We start from the raw sequence: 20,275 nt of genomic DNA, 5'->3' as shown, positions 1-20,275 counted from the left end.
TGCGAGTTTCCGCTGGTCCGTAAGCACCCGCGCCGTGATGCAAGAAAGGCCCCCATTGCTGGGGGCCCTTCCTACTTCGGTGGAGCTGCCGGGAATTGAACCCGTTTTGGGGTGCTGGTCTCTTAGCCGAAACGGCGCTGAGCTGCGAAATAACATGAACTGTGATTCACCAGAATTGAGCACTTTTGCGATCGAATGTGCCCAAAATGTGCCCGGCCCGCGCCTGCTCCGGCCCGACAGCCACATGAGCTTTCACTCAATTCACAGCTCTAAGCGGCGCGAAAACCTATCCTTCACACGTCGCGATCGTCACGGTCGTCGCGCGAACCGAAGGGAGCCGAAGGTCACGGTTCATGGGCCGCCGGTGCAGTGGATCGCTGCATCGTTAGACGTCAGAGAGGGTAGAGACCCGCTCGGCTTGCAGACCACCACACAGGACGGGCTGATGCCGGTCCTCTTGCCTGGTCTCATGGAGTTGACGAGGCGCGCCCGGTACCTGTCGTTCCACGCATTTCTGCTTGACGAGTACCGCAAGAGGCGTTTTCCCGCCGATCAAGCTAGTTTGTCGGCATTTTTGCGGCGAAGGGAGTGGGACTTTGGGCTCGCAGTGCAACGGTGTCCGCGCTGCCAGTCAAGTCCCGTCGGGGCGCGCCGACTAGGCAAAGTCTCCCAAGGCCCCGGACCCTTCGCACGAGGCGAATCGGTGGAAAGCAGTCTGGGTGGCTATGGGCTGTACTACCGGACTCCACTAATCGCGTTCGGCGTCGTTGCCGGTGCTGGCACGATGCTCGGCGACGAGCCGATCCCAATAGATGTCATTCGCGATTCACCGCGCGCCACCAATCTCGCCGTAAAGATGCGTGAAGCGATCGCGGGAACGCAGTATTACAGGCAGTGGATGACGACTGAAAATGCGATTCCCACAGATGTCATCGATGAATTCGCCGAGGCCGTGTGCCTCTGCCGCCTCGACCAGCACGAGATGGAGCGTGATGCCATCCGCGCGGCAATTTTCGAGGAAGACCCGCGCCCAGATGGCCAACCTATTGAACTCGCAGACCGCGGTGTGCAACAGCGACGGCTAAGCGTTGCGCACTATCTCACACTGGTCCGGGACACTCCCGCCGTAGTTGACGCGGAGACAGCGTACCGAGATGCACTTTGGTCACCTGCCAACATCCACGGCGGCCTACACGAAATGACTGCGGGTCAGTGGGCGGCACTCATCGCCAAAGACGTGTGGCAGGAAGCGTTATGTTCGGTGTGGTCAGAATTCTGCCGGACGGGCCTCGCCCTGACCCGTAGCACTGACGCGGATCTTGCGTGGCACGAGGTGAAAGAACTTGCCGAAAACCTCTTCACCGGACACCCAGAGACTCTGCGCGATCGGCTCACCCAAAACCTTGCCGCGAATCTATCGGTGACTACCATGCCTGGTGCGTCAGACAACACAGTTCAGGTCAATGTGACCGATGCTCGGCTCGATGAATTGCGTCTATACACCAGACATTCAGATACTGCAGCATCGGGACTAATTGTCCTGCTGGAGCTTTCACGCCGGGCCAAGCGTATGACAGGCCGGGGCTGGGGCGAAGCGCTATTGGTGGGGTCCGCATGGCAGCCGTCAATGGCCGCTGTTTTCGTAGCGCTTGACGCGCACTTAGCTACGGATCCGACGATCGGGGCGACTCTGTGGTGGCTTGTGTCGCGATTTGTACTTCCGGTCCACGAGAACATCGCCTATTCCAAGCTTCCTGAATTCACATTCAGATTCCGTTGGGAAGAAGGACTTTTACACTTCTACGACACGGGCATAGGTCGCTTCCCGCTCTCATCGATTCGGCGGGAGCCGTTGGCGTCGCTCACGCAGGATCTCGGCTTCTGGGAAAGGCTAAACGGCATCCCGTCGCTCACAGCGTACGGACGCCGGTTCATCCAGGACGTCCTTGGATGACCGCGCACCCAGAGTCCGCAAACGAACAGACCGTCAAGCCCATCGATCATCTGTTCAGAAACAATGTCTCCGCATTCTGGGCCACGACTTATAGCCTGGACTTGCACCTATTCAACGAATACCTGCTTCCACGCCTGGGCGATCCCCCGCTGAATGTCGTTGTGCTGGCGGACCATCACCGGCTAAGCGCCGCGCTACAACGCATCCCAACAGAGCAGACCGATGCTCTCGTTGCAGTCAACCGTAGATGGCTCCTTCGAGGCGTATCCCCAGGAGGCGGCGCGTTCCATCCGAAGACCTATCTTTCGGTCCACAGCGGCGGCGCGGTACTGCTGGTGGGTTCTGGAAACCTTTCGATCGGAGGATTGTCGGACGGCCGCGAGGTGTTTTCAATCTTCCGATCGGGGTCGGCGAGCGATGACCTCGTTATCCAGGCATGGGTTAGCTGGCTGCGCCGGCTTGTCGAGTTCACCGACGACACGGCAGTCGCCGACCGCTTCCGGGATCTGGAAGTCCGTCTTGGCGTTGCGAATTGGGCAGCAAACGGAGCCACTGAATCACCCCTCCTACATAACCTCGAACGGCCAATTGCAGACCAATTCGTGGACCGAGTGGGGAAAGGCAAGCATGTCGACGAGCTGCTACTGGCGGCGCCATTCTTCGACGCAGACGCTGCCGCGGCAGGCCGACTGCTCGACCTGCTCAACCCGCAACGAGTCACTTTGTTCATCACCACGTCGACCAATGTCAACGGCGAGCGTCTCAAAGAGCGCCTCGACAGCCTGGGCGCCGACGTTCGGATCGCCGCCTACGAGCCCGACCAATTTGTCCACGCGAAGTTGATTGGCGCGATATCCCAGGACCGCGGATGGCTGCTCTCTGGGTCAGCCAACCTCTCTCGCGCGGCGCTAACCCAATCCGCAGACCAGGGAAACGTCGAGCTGGCCATCACAAGCGAGTACGGGCCGGATGAACTCCGGGAGGTTTTCCACCCACCGGAGACGGCAGTCGTTATTCGTGACATCGAGGACCTCGTTTCGCTGACTTTTTCTACAGTCGACGAGACGCCAGCGCCCCCCGTGCAACTCCTCCGTGCGACCCTTACCGACTCGGACGTCGAGGTCACAACAGCGCAGGAATTTGCAGACGAATGGTTGTTGGACGACCTCCAAACTACCCATCAGCTAATCAAGGGAAACGAACGAGGCACTGCGCATACCGCGGGACCTATCGATGGTCGGCTCGTACAAATAGTCGGTCCGGGCGGCGCAATACTGTCGAACCGCGTCGTCGTAGACGACCCGGCTAGTCTGGCTCGTGTCCTGTACGGCGGGGACACTCGATCCGACAAGGCGATTCCCGTCGAGTTCAACAGCGCGGACACCAACACGCCACTCGGTTCGGCGATCGCATGGTTGCACTGCAACATGGTCATGGACATCAGCGAAAATTCCGGGAGTGCATCGGCTGCAAGCGGTGATGTCTCCGTAGGTGATCCCACGGAAGACGACGATCTATGGGAACGCCTCGAAAAGGAGAAACTTGGACGTGATCCGCGCGTTGCCATTTACGCGCGGCTCTGGGGCAACCGCTCGTCAAATGCCGATGAACCCTTGATCGAGCTGCTTGAAGCGTTCGGTGCACGTGCGCCGGCGCAACAGCCCGGCCACGGAAGCGCCAAGTCCGTCCTCGGCGAGATTCTCCGGATCGCTCTCGACCCAGACTCCACACCGCCGCCGGACGAGGCCGCAGATGACGCCTCCAAGAATCCACGACGCTGGGCGGAGGCCACACGGATCCGAGTGCGCGCACGGAACGTGTTGAGACGCTGGGCCGATGCCCAGTCTGATCCAAGACTGCTTTGGATAGACCCGCTCGCCCCGGCGGGCAACTTCCACATGATCACCGCCGCGCTCACCTTCCTTCGCTTTAAGTCGGCAGCTGATCCGACACTGATCGAACTGACGCCGGACGACCTGGATGAATTGTGGTTGCGTTGGCTACGCAATTTCGCGGGCACCGACACCGGGGATGGTTGGCTCGATCGTCTTGATCGCCCCACCTACGACAAGGTGCGACAGGACACCATTGCGGAACTCGCCGAAGCCGCCACTGCGCTTTGCTGGCTGATGATCCGGCGCGGGCCTAGCAACCGACGGGGACGAATCATCGCCAGCCAAGGCGTAATTACCGCCGCTCTCGCGCATGGACTCCTCGACCCATCCGCCGTCACCGCCCAGTTCTTAACCAAAGTGACAGGTGCCCCGGTCACACCGAATCAAATCGACCAGGACCTCACGGCGGCAATCGATTTCATTGATGATGATCTATGGTGCAAGCGGCAGGCCGAAGAACTAGGACTGTCGTCAGTGCGCCTGAAGCCGTCACCTGGGTCAGTCCAAATCAAATTCCGCGTCGAAGTTGCGGGCATCGATAATCCGCTCATCGACCCTCGGACGCCGCGTCTTGGCGTGGCGATGCGCCAATACCGCAAGTGCGACGGCGTCGCGATCTATTCGACCGACAGAAATTGGCGGGTCATCCTGCAGACTGACGGATCGATCGACTACCTACCAGACAAAGGTGAGGATTTGCTCACCACTCCCGCCGAGGTCAGCAGTCAAGAATTGGAGGCACTGGCCGCGCGATCTGGAGTTCTGGCAGACCTATTCCCCTCAGAGGCTGCTACGGCCTGATTAGCACACGCGGCAGCCGCTTTATATCGCCGATATATCTGCGCACCCGGCCCGCATGCTCGGACAGATCCAAAGGAGCCGCCGTTCATCTCAAGAAACGAAACCTTCGTGCGCCTTTACACGCAAGGGTCAACGACTCCTTGATATTGGTGGAGGCGAAGGTGCCCGGTCAGTTCGACGGAACCACCCGACGTCCAGAGCGAGTGGCCTTCGCCCGGTGTCAGACCAACCTGCCACTCCCACAGACAGTTTCGTGCTCAGCGAACGCGAGCCTTTAGCGAAAAGGGGATCAGATGCCGCGTGGCGGCCCGAAGCCTGGATGTTCTCTCGCTGACTTGTTCCCAGCCCAAGCTGATGAGTGGCACCCGACGAAGAACGGTGACCTGAAACCCCCCGACGTGTCGCCGGGCAACAACAACAAGGTGTGGTGGAAGTGCGGCCGGTGCGGCGCAGCGTGGCTGGCCATCATCAACAACAGGACTGTCAAACAATCGCTGAACTGTGTGGACTGCAATCGAGGGCGTAAGCAGCGAATCCAAGCGCAAGCAGAACTAACACCCGCAGACTCGATCGCCGAGCGCGCGCCGTCACTAGCTTCCGATTGGCACCCCACCAAGAACCAGCCACTAACGCCCAAATCGACTCCTGTCGGTTGGGGTCAGAACATTTGGTGGACCTGCAACAAATGCGAGCATGAGTGGGCACTACCGCCGGAGTTTCGAAATGCACGGACTGATCGAGGGTGCCCCCAATGCGCAGGACCCCCCGTCGGCGCACATCCTCTGCGTGGCGGCGCATTGAGCGATACACACCCTGGCGTCGCGGAGCAATGGCACGTCACGCGAAATGACGCTAGAGGTCCCGACTCTTACGCCTCGGACTCTGAGGAGGAGGTGTGGTGGAGATGCCCGGACTCGAGCTGCGGACATGAGTGGATAGCGCGAATCACCACCAGAACAGCGGGGAAGCGTCGAGGGTGCCCGGTGTGTCACCGCCCGGATTCAGATATGCCTGCTCGTGGTGAGTCTCTTGCGGCTCTGCACCCAAACGTGGTGGCCGACTGGCATCCCACGCTCAATGGGCGCCTGGATCCCCACACAGTGAAGCCGCGATCTCAGAAGAAGGCCTGGTGGGTGTGCGCTGACTGCGGCTTCGTGTGGCGAGCCACACCGGCCAACAGGACGGCGGGCAAAACGGGTTGCGCCCCCTGCAGTTACCGACAGAGGATCGCAGAACGCGATCGACCCGAATCGGGCCGGTCGCTAGCGGATTTGTTCCCCGCTCTGGTGCCTGAGTGGCATCCCACCCAAAACGATCGCAGCCCACAGGAACTTAGACAAGGTAGCGACCTCCGGGCGTGGTGGATCTGCGCGCGTGGTCATGTATGGCAGGCGCATGTGTACGCGAGGACCGGCACCGATAAGACTGGGTGCCCCGACTGCCGCGATCTTCCGGCCGATGGGGATTCGCTAGGTGACTTGCGGCCCGATCTCGTACAGCAGTGGCACGCGACCCTCAACGAAGGGCGCCAACCACATGAATTTTCCCTGGGAAGCGCGTTTCTGGCTTGGTGGCAATGCCCAATTGGCCATGTCTGGCGGGCGCGCATCGTGAATCGGGCCAAACCGGATGGGAGTGGCTGCACACAATGCCGCACCTGGGGTACGTCGCAACAACAGATCCGACTTGCTCATGAGCTTGAGGCGGCAGGGTGTCCGGTCGTCCACAATCACGACCGCATACCGGTCCCGAGCCGAAGTCCCGTCAACGCCGATATCGTCGTTCTCGATTACCAGATTGTCATCGAGTTCGACGGATCGCAATTTCACCTCGGCGTGGACGCGGCGGCGCGCGACATTCGCCAGACTCAAGCTCTCGAAGCTGCGGGTTGGCGAGTGATCCGAGTTCGTCCGGCACCTCTTGAACAACTGCGCCCAGAAGACGTGATGATTGCCGATGGCAGGGACACAAAATGCGCTGCCAACGCTGTCTTGCAACGGATTCAGCAGCTCGGATACGCACCAGCGCACGCCGAACGGTATTGCGCTGACCCACAGTTGTGGGCAGTCGCCGAAGCTGACAAAGAGATTCAAGCGCGATTCGCTCGCAGCCTCTCAACGCTGTTCCCCCAGATTGCAGCCGAGTGGCATCCAAGCCTGAACGGCGACCGCCGTCCGGAGTTCACCAACCCCGGATCACGAGATAGGGCGTGGTGGCATTGCTCATCCTGCGGACATGACTGGAAGACTGCACCAAAGAAACGCACCGGCGATGGCAGCGGGTGTCCCAATTGCGCCCGCGATCGTCGTGCCGCCGCTCGTCGACAGCCGAAACCAGGGCGCTCAGTCGCCGACATGTTCCCACAGCTTCTACGAATCTTTCATCCAACGAAGAACGGCGACACTTCGCTTTGGGAACTAAACTATGGCACCACCGTTGAACTTTGGTGGTTCTGCCCTGACTGCCACAACGAATGGTCAACGCGCACACCAAGAAGTACCGGATGTCGACGATGCGCGGCGAAGAGACGCGTTGAGCAGATCAATATGCCCGAGCCGGACCACTCATTTGGTGACCTCCATCCAGCGATCGCCAATGAATGGCACCCCACCAAGAACGCAGATCTACTTCCGACGCAAGTCCGAGAGACTTCCACTAAACCCGTTTGGTGGCAATGCCGTAAGTGCGGACGCGAGTGGCAACGCAGTCCGGGGCTACGGATTTCAACCGGTGCAGGCTGTCGTCGTTGTTCGGCAAGGCGGGCTGGCAGCGCTCGTAAGAAGCCGTCGCTTGGGGCATCATTGTTAGACACTCACCCCCATCTCGCACGCGAGTGGATCGATGACAGAAATCCAGGGCTGTCACCCAAGTCGCTAAAGAGCAACAGCATGGAACTCGCGTGGTGGCGGTGTTCTCAGTGCGGTCATGAGTGGAGCGCAAGAATCGACACGCGGGCCCTCCGGGGCCACGGTTGCAAGAAATGCGCCTCGGCCCATCTCAGCATTAGCCGGCGGCGCCCTAGACCGGGCTGCTCGATGGCCGACGTCAAGCCCGAACTGCTAGTGCTTTGGCATCCAAGCAAAAATGTAGGTCTCGAGCCCACAGACCTGAAGCCAAACAGTCACACCAGGGTGTGGTGGCAGTGCCCCGACTGCGCTCACGAGTGGCAAGCGACTCCGGGCCGGCCCGGGTGTCGGCGATGCGCAACCAAACGGTCCACGGCCAGTCAAACTAGGCCGTCCAAGACAGGGTTGATTCGGTGATGGTCACCGAGCAGCAGGATGGTGCGGGATCAGTTGCCGATCTCTATCCCGAAGTCGCGGCTGAGTGGGACTCCGAACTCAACGCGCCTCTTACGCCGAAGATGACTACGCCGGGGAGTAAGAAGAAGGTCGGTTGGATCTGCGCGACGTGTCAGTACAAATGGCAAGCGCGGATCAATAGTCGGACCCGCGGTGGCTGCGGCTGCCCCGCCTGTGGACGCCGCGCCGCAGGTAAGGCGAAAGGCATTCCTCGCCGGGGCGAGTCTTTGGCCGAGAAGCGACCTGAGGTCGCCGCCGAATGGCATCCCACACTGAACGGCGATCTCACGCCAGCCGACGTCGGCTACGCCAGCAACAAGAAAGTTTGGTGGCTCTGCCGCACCTGTGGGAAAGAATGGCGAATCCAAGTGGCGAACCGAAGACACGGCGCTACTTGCAAAAAGTGCGCCAGCAGGGCACTGGCAATCCCCAAGCCCGGCAACTCACTGGCAGAGCGCTGTCCATCTGCCGCCGCGGAGTGGCATCCAACGCTGAATGCGAACCTGACACCCGCGGACGTCGCCTTCTCGAGGAAGGAGAAGGCGTGGTGGCTGTGTGCAAAATGCGGGAACGTCTGGGACGCATCAATCGGTAACCGTGCCGCGGGAGCTGGTTGTCCGCCTTGCGGGCGCGCCGCCGCAGCGCGAGCTTTGCGAGGCCGAAAACTACCTCGCGGCTCGAAACAGCCCGTAGCTCGAAAAACGAAGACATCGAATAGCGTCCCGCGATCCGGCCGATCGTTCGCGGATCGCTTCCCCGAAATTGCCGTTGAATGGCACCCGACGCTCAACGACGACGTGACGCCCGAAATGGTCACGTACTCAAGCAACCGACGAGCGTGGTGGCTCTGCCGCACTTGTGGCCACGAGTGGAAAGCCATTATCCAGAGTCGTGGCAAAGGAGCTGGCTGCCGCGAATGTGGCAGGCGCAGAGCCGGACGCGCCAATGCCAAACCAAAGCCCGGCGGTTCATTCGCCGAGGTGTTTCCAGCCCTAGCCGCGGAATGGCACACCGAGCTCAATGATCCGCTAAAGCCGGAAGAGGTGGCAGCTCGAAGTCGTCGCACCGCCTGGTGGCAATGTCCAATATGTGAGAATGTCTGGGAGGCAGGAATATACAGCCGCGCAAGCGGCCACGGATGTCGAGCCTGCGCTGACCGGCAACGAGCAGCCGACTTCAGTGCACCAAGTGCCGGACAGTCACTCGCAGATCGAGATCCAGAGATCGCCGCCCAGTGGCATCCCATCCGCAACGGTGCGCTCACTGCCTCGGACGTCACTGCGAATAGCGGTCAAACGGTGTGGTGGCTCTGTGAGAGACGACATGAGTGGCAGGCCATGATCAACAACCGACGCAAGGCACGGGGCTGCCCGCAGTGCACGCTATGGGGTACTAGTCTCGAAGAGATCCGCCTGCGGCACGAGTTGCTCGCCGCCGGAGTCCCGATCGACCCGCACCACGAGGTCATCCACAAGGTATCCGGGCGGGTCTTGCAGTGCGACATGCTCTGCTCGGCATGGAACTTAGTAATTGAGTTCGACGGCAACAGGTTTCATAAGCTGCCAGAAAGTGCCGAGAAAGATGCGCGCAAGACACGCATGCTTATCGAAGAACGCTGGACCGTCATTCGAGTCCGCGAAGGACTGCCCTCCATCGGCGAACACGACGTCGTGGTGCCGCTCTTCTCGAACGAAACCGTTCGAGCGAAGGCGGTCCTCCTGAAGCTGCAGAGCCTCGGTTTTAAGGCCGCCAAGTACGCCGACTACCTCAATACAGACCGCCCTTGGGGCAGCGATGCCGCCGCAACCTACATCAAGCGTCGGCGGATCGACGAGTCTCTTGCGACCCTGCACCCCGAACTCGCTGCCCAGTGGGACCCAGAGAAAAATGGCCTACTAACACCCGCCGACGTGACACCCGGAAGCCGTCAGAAGGCTTGGTGGATTTGTCCCATCTGTGAATATAGTTGGGCCGCCGCTATTTATAGCCGAGCCGGCGCAGGGCATGGCTGCCCAGAATGCGGTCGCCGCAAGTCTTCGAACCGTACGTAGTCCTCACGTGTTCCATGGCCGCGGAATCGAACTCCTCAACGCATTCTGAGAACTTCGATCCCGACGACTGCGGCGGATGTCCGTCATGATCATCAGTCGGCTATTTCGGTGCACGAACGTGGTCGATCCCCAGTGCACCATTGCCATGTCGCACGGCTCGCCGATCGCGATCACGATGTCCCGCCTGACGCGGTGGTGTGGCAAGTAACGACGGGTCCTCCGAAACGTCGCGATCCATTGATCGCTTGGGGTCGGCTGACTCTGGCGATCGAGTTACATCGCCGTGCCGTCAGGCTATCGGTCAAGAGACGACGGGCAGCCATTCCTCGTGGGACGACTCACTCACGACTCACCCAATAAGTAGTCGCTGTCGATGACGCCCCGCGCCGAGTCCCCGCGCACCTGCCAGCCCCACCAGTAGGTGCCGACGTGCTTGCCCATCAGCGGGCGCTCCTCGGTGAACGTCTTGAAGTGACCACGCACACGGTGCACGGCGGTGGCTCGCTGTCGCCCAGTGCGCGCGTCGGACTCGGTGCCACCGCCGGGCAGCACGATCGTGTGATAGCGGATAACCCGCGCGACCTGCCCTCGACGCTTCTCGGCACCGCTGCGTGCCATCTTGATCTGACCCGACTCGGGCGTCTTCACGTTGCGGCAATTAACTAGCGACAACGCGACCGTCACAACCCCGATCACCTTGTTGGTGAGGTCAATGATGTCGTCGGAAATCTCCTCGCCACCCTCGGGGTACCACCCAAGGAAGTTGCCTGCCGCGTCGATCTCGACCATCGCGACCACGGGTGCCACCCTGTACGTGAAGGCGACCATGTCGACCTCGTTCAGGGCGATGAATCGCATTGATAGCAAACGGTTGTCGTCGCTCTCGACCACCGCCACGATGTGCTCGTTGCGGTCTTCGTTGCTACACTCCATCCACAGCAGCGGATAAGGCGGCGTGAGTACGCCGCCACTGTCGGCCTCGACTACACCGGTCTTCTGGACCCGATCCCACGCGATGTCAGCGGCGACTTGGATGTCGAACTTCACCGCGTCGTTCGCGCTCGGCATGATCCACGGGTCCTGCAGGGTCGCGTCCACGCCGCGCGTCATCCCGATCAGACGCTGCAGCACCGGCAGGTGGGCGTTGCCGGTCATTTGCGTGGCCGACGCTTGACCGGCGGAGGCGCCTCGGCCCTCCCGAGCCACCGTCGCCAGATAGTGTCCATGATTCCGATCATCAGTTCCACGGCGTCGATGCGTTCAGCACCTTCTGTACCTGTGCGGCCAGATCAGGCTCTGCCAGCAACTTCTCGGCTATAGCATCGGCGGTCGATTTATCGTCCGACCACCGCACCCGCCAGACCTTGGCGTTCGGGCGATCTCGGTGCACCCGTTTGCCCTGTTCGACGTTCCGCCGGCGAATCGGATCCCTCGCCAGCTCTCCGGTTCGCTGCGTTACGAACCAATCCCCCGCGTTGTCCCGCGCCATACGAATCCGGGCAGCCGCCCCCGATGGCTCACCCTCCAAATCGTCGGCCACCTGTTTCCACGGTCGGCGGTCGCCCTCCGCGGCCTTGCCCCGACCGGTGATGTCGGCCAGCCGCAGCTGTTTGGCCATCAGTCCGTCCACGCCGTCGGCGTACAGGTAGGCATGCCTGACAATTGTCGGGTCGACCTCCAGCGCGAGAAGGAAATAGTCGAACTCGCACTCGCGGAACTGAAACCGGGTACCGGCTGGCGTGCTGAAATCACGCCAATCACCTGAATCGATGAGAGCTTCGAGATACTTGACCATCTCGCCGTAGCGAGCGTTACGTACTTTGCTGACAAGGTCGACGACCTTCTCGTAACTAGCCATTACTGGTGCTCCTGATCCTGACCGCGTAGCGCCGTTAGAAATGTCATCGGGTCGCTGCGCATCTGCAGCTGCAATGCCGCTGCTGCCTGCTCGAGGTGGACCTCTGGGATACCCATCTGGTCCAGAGCTCCGTGTAACGCGTGCACGATGTGCAGATCGATTTCGGCACCGTCCACCGAGACGTGGACTACCTCGCCCTCGCCGACGACTTCAACGGTGACGGGGTAATTCTCGGCTCGACAGCAGACACAGCCTGTGGCACGCGTCAGCCCACAGCGCTCGCAGTCACAGGTGCACATTCTCCACGGGTATCCACATCCTGAACAGATTTTCTCTGCCGGGTCCCACGGGCGCGGGGCCCGAGGTCGCGGCGGGCAGATGCATACAAGCGCGTGGCACCGCAGGCACGGATCTGCGGGCGCATCCAGGACACGCATCGCGCCCACCAACACATCCGCGAACGCCGCCTTGATTGCCGCATCGTTGGGCACCAAGATTGTCGCCGGCAGGATCAGACCAAGATCACGCTCACGTTTGGTGACCCTCATGGCCCGGCCTACCATCTGATTGATGAATAGCGGTGCACGCCAAGACCGCAGATAAGTGAGCACACAGATGTCCGGAACGTCGAAACCCTCCGTGATCTTCTGTACCGCGACCATAATGGCCTGCTCGCTGGACATGCGGAACCGCTGAATCTCAGCCTCGGCCGAGGACATCTGGCCATGCGCGATAAATGCATTGCGTGCGCCCACCTCGGCCGCGAGCATGGCGTGAATCTGTTCCGCGTGATGAACACTGTCGGCGATGATGAGGCCTTTGACCGCAGCGCCCTCCAACGCGACCGACGAATGCCCCAGGCGCCTAACAGTTTCGCGAATCACGCCATCGAGATACCGCTCGTCGCGCACCATCTTGCGAATCAACGGACCCCGCATCCTGCTATCGGCGTTAATGTCCACCGCGCGGATCATGTCATTGTCGTCGAACTCGCTCAGATCGATGGCGTCCAAATGCATGTCGGCGTCGAAGCCCAAAACCTTGATGTGGCGCAGTTGCCGCTCGCGGATGAGTTCGCCGGCCGTCACCGCGTAGTCCGCGATGGTATCGATGCGGTCACCACCAACCACCTCGTAGCGGATGGTGGAAATCCGCTCCTGGCGGTTCGACCGGAACAAGGTGCCGGACAGGTTGAGCACACGGTGGCGCGGGTTGTTGTGGCTACCGACGATGCGCGCCACGTTGACCGCCCACGAGCCGGCCTGCCCGCTCTGGTCCTTCGCAAGGTGGTGGACCTCGTCCAGAACAAACACGGTGCTTTCCTCCTCCGCGTCGGCAATAATCTGCTGAACCTGTACCGCATCCGACAGCGCGTGATAGGTCATCACCATGCCGTCGTAGCCGCGCCTCTCCGTGGTACCCCTTGCATGGAGAAAGACGTTGAGTGCCTTGGCCTCATCGGCCCATTGGGTGCGAAGATTCGCGTTCGGGACGAACACCACCAGGCGACCAACGTCGCCGCCGTCGAGCAGCTGCCGATACACCCACGAAGCAAACAAAGTCTTACCTGCGCCCGGCGCGGCGCTCACAGTGGCGAACTCGCCAGCACGCAACAGCGGCAGGACACGGTCGACAGCTTCACGCTGCCAACGGCGCGGTTCAAAGATCGGCAACTCTCGGACCTCGGCGCGCAGGTGGCATTCCGCGCAAACGGCAACACCGTTATCGATGTCGGTGCAACCACCTTCGCTCCATGGAATCACATGGTGGACGTGGAAGACGTCGGGGAGATCTTCACTGCACTCCACGCAGGCGTGATGCTGGCGGCTCGAAATCTCGGTGCGCTGATGCGCGCTAAAGAGGCGGCGTGGATCGCGTCGCAGCCCCGGTGCATTCACGTCACCGTCGCGACCATCGGATGTCTCTGCCCCCGTATTCACTGGATGACCATGGCCGTCAGTGCCATTGAGGTTGAGCATTCTTTCGACTGGACCATGGGTGTTCCTCCTCTCCATCAACTTCAAGGAAGCATGACCGACCATGTGTAAAGCACACTTTCGGCTTCCGTCTATCTGAGCGGGCGATCAAACTAGAAATCCGCATGAAGTAACCTGCTGCGCAGGGACATTCGATGACGCAGCATCGCAGCTACAGAGACGGCACGCATCCTGGGATGAAATGGCCGTGTTTGGCAGGAGCGATAGCCTGTCGTTTCAACTGGACGGGCTCAATAGGAATCAAGCAACAGCGTCGGCCTGACTTCTCGGCGCATCATCTCGAGCCTCGTTCAGCGAAACCAGCGCGTCTGTCAGCAATCGCTGGATGCTGGAAGTAATCCCTGTGCAGGAGCTTTCGATCTTCATCGCATTCTTCTGAATGGAGCCGGCCGTCTTCTTCACATCTTCGAGCCGTTCAAGTTGCGCGACCGCCTCGGTGATCTTCTCTTCGGCAGTCGCCATCTGGGGGGCGCCCCGACGGGATTGGGCGGCCAGCGCGGCGGTTCGCAAGAGCATCAGAACCGTCCGCACCAGGTCCGGATCGTCCGACATGGGATCGAATGCCAACACGATTCGGCGCGGACCGAGGACGCGGATTGATTGACCGCCATTCTGATCAGTAGTCCGAACGAGCCCCAACGCGGCAACGGCTTGGCGATTACGTTCGGCCTCGTTGAGATACTCTGCCCACCCCGTACGAGCCGAGTCCGTCATCTCGAGCACGACGCGGGCCGCGCCGCCGTCAACGGTGAGCACGCCGTCCCCCTTCTTCGATCTAGAGAGGCTCCCGACCGTCGCTCGAGTGTCGACGTATTCGTCACCGAGTCCGGCCGCAATTTCCGAGACAACGACGTTGACTTGGTTCTCAAAGGTGTCGCCCTTGATCGGCGTGACCTTTGACAGGCTTGTGCGCGCTTCCTGGAGCTTAAGCGCCACGGTTAAGTCGTCGAGCTTCTTGTCAAGCTGATCGTGATTCTTGTCGATCAGCTCGGTCAGCTCACGCTGTCGCGTGGTGAGATCCGCCGCGTGCTTCGCCATCGGCGAGGTGGGGTCACTCGGGTCAAACTGTTTGACGGCCTTCTCCAGAAGCTCGGTGGCGCCGGCCCTCGACTTTGCGTCGAGGTCTGTACCGAATTTGTCCAGCAACGGCCGCAAGCGCTCCAGAAGCTCGGGGCTATCGCCGCCGAATATCCGACGGACCTCGACAGTGAGGTCCTCCTTGGCGGCCGCCACTGCTTCGACGAATTCCTTGCGGCTCGCTGCATCCGCTTCGACGATCGCCGTCTTAGCGTCCTTGGCTGCCTTGGCCACAGTCTCCGTTGCCGCCGTCACTGCACGCTCGGTGAGCTCGGCCGCTTTCGTCGTAGAATTCTCGGCCTTCTCCCCTACCTCCTTGACCATCAATTCCAGAGCACGCGCGTCCTGGGACTGGCCCGTTGCGGAGAGGGCGTGCGCACCAATCTTGACTGCTTCGGTGACAAACGCAGTCAGATCGGCGGCGGCGAGAGCAGCGGGGTCATCGACCACGGGTCCCCGCTCGCCGGCGGTCCAGCGTTGGGCCTCACGCGCGACATCCTTATCTCTCACGGTCAGGTTCTCAATAACTACGGCGGACTGGTCGCAGTCGAGATGGGCGTGACAGCTGCTGCTCATTTGTCCTCCTTGCCCTCGCTAATCGACCTCATGGGTGTTCAGCACCTCGGCTAGTTGGTGCGCGCAATTCCCCTCCGTCAACATCAAGGAGGCGTAGACCACCGGGTGTAAACGCCGTGCGTCAGGACACTCCGTCGATCACTGGATGACACCCATCGGGTGCGGCTCCAAACTCTCGGGCGGAGCGACGGCCACAGGTGCTACCGGAACTCCGGAACAAGCCCCGTCAGTGACTTTGGGTGCAACGGTCATGCGGCAACGGTGCGGTACCGGTGAAGTGGTTGTCAGCTGCGCGTTGCAGCGGTCCGGAACATGCTGCAACCACGACTACGGCGTGCCGGATGCGCTCATTTCCCAGAGAACTCCGAAGGGATTCGTTCAGACGTTGGCCGTCGCCCTATAGGATGAGGTCAGTCCACGGAACGGTCACGATCTTCCGATCGGCTTCGTTGAAGTTTCCGTTTCTTCATCGCCGCGCGCAGGATTTTCTCGGTCTCCTTAGGGGCTTGATCAAAGAAGTCCTCAGGCCAATCGTCAAACGAACCATAGGCATTGGGCTTGATCGGCCTAAATTGAGTCTTCCCATTCCGCCGCTCGGCGTAAATGATCTTGACGAGGCCGGATATTGCGTCCGAATCTGAGTCATCCTCAGCTATGCGAAGACGCAGGCGATTAATCAGATACTCGCTATGCGTTTCGATGATCAGTTGTCTTCCCGACATAGACATCGCCAGTAGAAAATCTCCCAAAGCCTGTTGCGGAGCAGGGTGTAGGTGTAACTCAGGCTGTTCTATCAGCACGACATCGCCCCGCTGTGCCCGTAGGCATGTCACCACCACTGGCAGGAGCTGGCTGACCCCAACACCGACATTCGTTAGGTTCCGCTCAGTAGGAATTTGGTTGTCAACAATCCCGAGTTCGATACCTGCTCTTCCTGTTTCGCGTACCCGCACTGCGCTCGCTACTCCAAGATAATTCATCCACCTGTCGACGGCGTCTTTCAGAGACGTTTTCACGGGCGGGCGATCCAGGTCGCTATGTACGAGCTCGTCATTGGAAACGCGCAGGGAGAAGGGTTCGCCGGGATTCGGCGGCAGCAGCGCCTCAATCTCGGTCGAACCAAACCGTTCAAGCTCAGGAACCGTGTATTCGCCCTTCAGCCCCAGCCGCGCAATCCCGACACCTTGCCCAGGCCGATACGCGGGACTGGGATCTTCTCTAAGCGGCCCCAGATACCACAGCGCAGTAGACATCCGCTCGTGGAGGAGGCCAGCCATTCCAATAAGTCGAGTTCTCGGTCCCCAAGTGAGTGTGTCCCGCGGCGGTCGTTCTTGCTCTAGACGCTTGGCCAAGGCTTGCGGCAGTTTCTCTTCAACGGTGTCGGTCTTTAACGGAAATTCGCTGAGGAGTTCTGTGAAGCGGTCTAGGTCGTTGGGCGGCAAAAGAGCCTCAGGCGAATCGCCATGGTCGAATGCCTCGACCCACGTCCGGAAGCTGGGAAAGAGCAGAGCGATCATCTCGCCAGGAGGCTCGGGAGCAGAGTCGCCCTCTTCGTCGGGTGAAGTGGCCTCCTCGCTCCACTCTGTGGTATCGAGCTTACCTGAAATCCGCAGCGGCGCTTCAACGCAATTCAGCCAGGCCCTCGCCAATTCGACTGAGTCCGGGGTGAACTCGAATATCCCATCCGGAAGTCCATTCTCCACATTGGAGAAATACGTAAGAGAGGCGGGTGACTTGCTCGCCACCACCACACGACCGTAGGGTCGATCTCTAACCTGGAAATGGCCGGAGAGGCGGGCGTCGTAGACCTTGCTTGGGTCGACGCTTGTCGTTCGGTAGGCTAGCTCCCCGCGGACCCGGTACTGATCGAGCCTTTCATCGCGGCTCGCAGCAGCCTCGAGCCGTTCCCTATCGCGCGTAGGCGTAAAGACTGCCCGCATTAGGCCTGCTGGCCTCTCGGTCTCAAGCTCCAGCTTCGTGACCTTAGCCGAGCCGATCTGTTTTGAGTCGGGACGACCCAACACGAGCCCCCAGCGCAGGGTCTCGCGCATTGATATGTTTTGGCGTCGCCCTCGTCGCATGTGTCGCGCCGCCGGCCCAAATTCATCCGCGTTGAGAACCACAGATAACGAGATCGTTGACTTCTTGTTGGCCGAGTGCTTGATGTCGGCGAACGTTCCTAACTGGAGTTCGGCACCGTTAAGATTAACAACCGAGCTTTGCGACCGCCCCCGGACTATCTGGCTCAATAGTACGAGGGTTTGAAGCACAGAACTCTTGCCCGCGGAGTTCGCGCCGACCAATACCGTCAACGGTCCCAGGTCCAAGTCAGCATATTCGATCGACTTGTAGTTCTCGATCCGAAGTTTCGAAATCCATGTCATCGGAACATGAGTCATGCGGGTCATGCGGCAGTTGCCTCCTCGCGCATTCGGGCAAACGCACGGACAAAAGCGCCCGAGCGTACTCGCTCTCTGATGAACATCTTGTCGTGCCGCCGACACCACTCAGCCCGCGTTGTGTAGATGTCGACGACGACCGATCCGGCCGCTCCATTTCGATCCAGGACCCGCTGAACGACCCGGTCAGCGCGGTCGCGTGGTTCAGCTGAGACACTCACCGACGGCTCACCACCCGAGGGGGCGTCCGAGTCCCCCGCGGCGAGGGTATAGCGGTCAAGGATGCGCGCGACCGGCAGTCCGAACTCCGACTGCCACCTGTGAAGCTCGTCGAGCAGGATCTCGTCGTCCAGCCACTCGCGCGGCAGCTCAATCTCTCCTGGTCCGAGCTCGTCAACAACATCTAGGAGTTCGACGAATAGTTCGCCGGCAACGTCGGGATCGGTACCGACCGGCGGAGGCACAAGAAGGCTGACGTCAAGAATTCGCTGATCCGCGGCGAGACCATCGGTCGCCCGGCGCCACTCGCGCACGACCGCGTCGAGCTCATCGAGCTCGAGTTCCTTGAACGTGCGGCGTGGGTCTCCAACCGATCCCAGCGGCCAGCCAGTCTCGTGTGTCTCAAGCGACTCGCCGTCCGACGCGACGGCGGCAGCGGCCGCGACCGCAAGCGCAGGATCAAGCGTCGCGACGTTTGCGACGACTTGTTCCTCGAAAATCGTCCCGTATAGCTCCCCTTGGACGAGCAGGTCGTGTGGCAGTCCCGAGGCCTCCGGCGGAACGACTAGATCTAGATCCGTCGCGAATTCTGTTGCCGACGCTGCGAGGAGAATCCGAATCGTCTGGTCCTCCTCATTCACCGCCACAACTACGGCCAGTCGCGCAATTTGACTGCCGTCGCTGTCGGGATAGGACTGAACCTTCACGATGTGACCAATTGCGATCTCGCGCTTCGGCTCGAGGCGAGCTCGCTGCTCCGCGAGTTTGCGCCGCGCGGCACGTCGTATATCGGATGGAATCACGTCTCACTCCTTTTGCGCGCGACAACCGCCGCAATTCGCTCGATGACGGCTGCTTGCACTTCGTCAGCTAGCTCGCCCAACTCGTCTGCTAAGCGCCTGAACAGCGCTAGCTTTCGCGGCGAAAGTGATTGCCGGCTGAGGTTCAAGTGCGCGGCGAGCTCATGGTCGGGGAGGTTCGCGTACTTAAACGCGAAAATCTCGCGTTCTTGAGGGGTGAAGCTCTCCGCCAAGCTGATCGCCAAGTCCGTCGCCAAGGTCACGTCTTCCGCAAGTAGGGCATGGTCTGTGGGTTCTAGGCCACTGTCAAGACCAAGGAAGCTTGGCTTCCACGCTGTCAAGAGCTTCGAGAAGAACGCATCGAGCTCAGTGACCCCAATTGGCTCGCCATACGTCTCGAGGAGTATTCGTAACACCTGTTCGAGCTCCTCCGCAGCGTAGACAACGGGCGCTCTCTCGTCGCCGTCACTGTGCTGTTTAGGTACAACCGCTGCTAGAGCAACTGCCCTGTTGAGATGACCTCCCGAGCCAACTGCGGCCTGGTCATGACCGACCTGAGCGGAAACAAACAGTTCCCGGTCGCCGATCATTGACGTCTCGAGATCATCTGCGGCTCGAAGTATGCGAAGGGCTCTGTCAATAAGGTTGTCTACAACCGTCCGGACACGGGTTCGTGCAAGATACCGGCGAGCCTGGAAGTAGACGAGGCGATCGAAGTCGTTGATCGTCAGCGCAACGGCGAATATGTAGTCAAGCTGCCCTTCCTCGATAAGCACGTCGATGACGAAGTCGTGCATAACGTCAGGGCCCCCATCGGACCCGCCAAAACCCCGGGCGTAAACCGCTGGGTCGCGTCCAGACAGGAGGTTATTTACGAGTCCATGAATCCGCGTGTAGATCAACCCGCCGATGCAGTCGGAGGAGTATTCGTCGCGTAACGCCTGCAATTCGTCGCCGGTCACGTTGAGGGGATCACCTGACGTAGCTTTTCTACGAGATCGGACGCCTCATCCTCGGAACAGCATCTATAGCCAGCGTGTCGTGCTTCACTGCGGATCTGCCGGTATGAATTGGGCAGCACCCACCCTCCCCGGTCCAAATAGCAATATGGTTCGTGACCGGCTTGATGACGCGGATGCTGAATACCGTCGTCACATCTTCCTGATGTGCGCGGGCACCCGTGACCGAACACGGTTCTCCCACTCCATTCCCGCACCAAAATCCAGGGATGCTCCACTCGTGTCGCACTGAACTTCATTTTGGTTTCAGGAAGCACATACCAGGTCCCGGCGGGCGCGGGGATAGGGTCGGGTAGCCTCGCCGCACTGCGCACGCCGCCGATTCTG

General features: G+C 60.5%; 11 protein-coding genes. 4 read left to right on the top strand and 7 right to left on the bottom strand.

Going from position 1 to position 20,275, the window contains the following annotated elements:
- Positions 1-703: 703 nt before the first annotated feature.
- From SLQ31_RS09065 to SLQ31_RS09050, 4 genes are all read left to right on the top strand, one after another.
- Complete coding sequence (locus SLQ31_RS09065) at positions 704-1,954, top strand: hypothetical protein (protein ID WP_319431590.1); 1,251 nt, start codon at positions 704-706, stop codon at positions 1,952-1,954.
- The gene (locus SLQ31_RS09060) at positions 1,951-4,650 is read left to right on the top strand and encodes a hypothetical protein (RefSeq protein ID WP_319431588.1); all 2,700 of its coding nucleotides are present in this window, start codon (positions 1,951-1,953) and stop codon (positions 4,648-4,650) included. The genes SLQ31_RS09065 and SLQ31_RS09060 overlap by 4 nt, the downstream gene beginning before the upstream one ends.
- Before the next feature lie 293 nt (positions 4,651-4,943).
- On the top strand, positions 4,944-7,913 hold the full coding sequence (locus SLQ31_RS29475; protein WP_413641601.1) for a zinc-ribbon domain-containing protein: 2,970 nt from the start codon (positions 4,944-4,946) through the stop codon (positions 7,911-7,913).
- Positions 7,913-10,003 (top strand): zinc-ribbon domain-containing protein, encoded by a 2,091-nt coding sequence (locus SLQ31_RS09050; RefSeq protein WP_319432967.1) that lies wholly within the window; start codon positions 7,913-7,915, stop codon positions 10,001-10,003. Before SLQ31_RS29475 ends, SLQ31_RS09050 begins: the two co-directional genes overlap by 1 nt.
- Positions 10,004-10,345: 342 nt before the next feature.
- Here SLQ31_RS09050 and SLQ31_RS09045 read toward each other — a convergent pair whose 3' ends face one another.
- From SLQ31_RS09045 to SLQ31_RS09015, 7 genes are all read right to left on the bottom strand, one after another.
- Positions 10,346-11,158, bottom strand: a complete 813-nt coding sequence (locus SLQ31_RS09045) for a hypothetical protein (protein ID WP_319431584.1) — start codon at positions 11,156-11,158, stop codon at positions 10,346-10,348.
- 82 nt (positions 11,159-11,240) lie between these two features.
- Positions 11,241-11,861, bottom strand: coding sequence for a hypothetical protein (locus SLQ31_RS09040; protein WP_319431582.1), 621 nt, complete (start codon positions 11,859-11,861; stop codon positions 11,241-11,243).
- The gene (locus SLQ31_RS09035) at positions 11,861-13,840 is read right to left on the bottom strand and encodes a DEAD/DEAH box helicase family protein (RefSeq protein ID WP_319431580.1); all 1,980 of its coding nucleotides are present in this window, start codon (positions 13,838-13,840) and stop codon (positions 11,861-11,863) included. The genes SLQ31_RS09040 and SLQ31_RS09035 overlap by 1 nt, the downstream gene beginning before the upstream one ends.
- 258 nt (positions 13,841-14,098) lie before the next feature.
- Entirely contained in the window at positions 14,099-15,511 is a 1,413-nt protein-coding gene (locus SLQ31_RS09030) for a Fis family transcriptional regulator (RefSeq protein ID WP_319431578.1), read from the bottom strand.
- A gap of 410 nt (positions 15,512-15,921) precedes the next feature.
- Entirely contained in the window at positions 15,922-17,919 is a 1,998-nt protein-coding gene (locus SLQ31_RS09025) for an AAA family ATPase (RefSeq protein WP_319431577.1), read from the bottom strand.
- Positions 17,916-18,932, bottom strand: a complete 1,017-nt coding sequence (locus SLQ31_RS09020; RefSeq protein ID WP_319431575.1) for a hypothetical protein — start codon at positions 18,930-18,932, stop codon at positions 17,916-17,918. The genes SLQ31_RS09025 and SLQ31_RS09020 overlap by 4 nt, the downstream gene beginning before the upstream one ends.
- Complete coding sequence (locus SLQ31_RS09015) at positions 18,929-19,891, bottom strand: hypothetical protein (protein ID WP_319431573.1); 963 nt, start codon at positions 19,889-19,891, stop codon at positions 18,929-18,931. Before SLQ31_RS09015 ends, SLQ31_RS09020 begins: the two co-directional genes overlap by 4 nt.
- Between the last annotated feature and the right edge of the window lie 384 nt (positions 19,892-20,275).

The organism is Mycobacterium sp. RTGN5 (assembly GCF_033804465.1).
In the GTDB taxonomy this organism is placed as follows: Bacteria; Actinomycetota; Actinomycetes; order Mycobacteriales; family Mycobacteriaceae; genus Mycobacterium.
The sequence above is the reverse complement of the archived record's forward strand: the minus strand, read 5'-3'. Positions and strand labels throughout refer to the sequence as shown.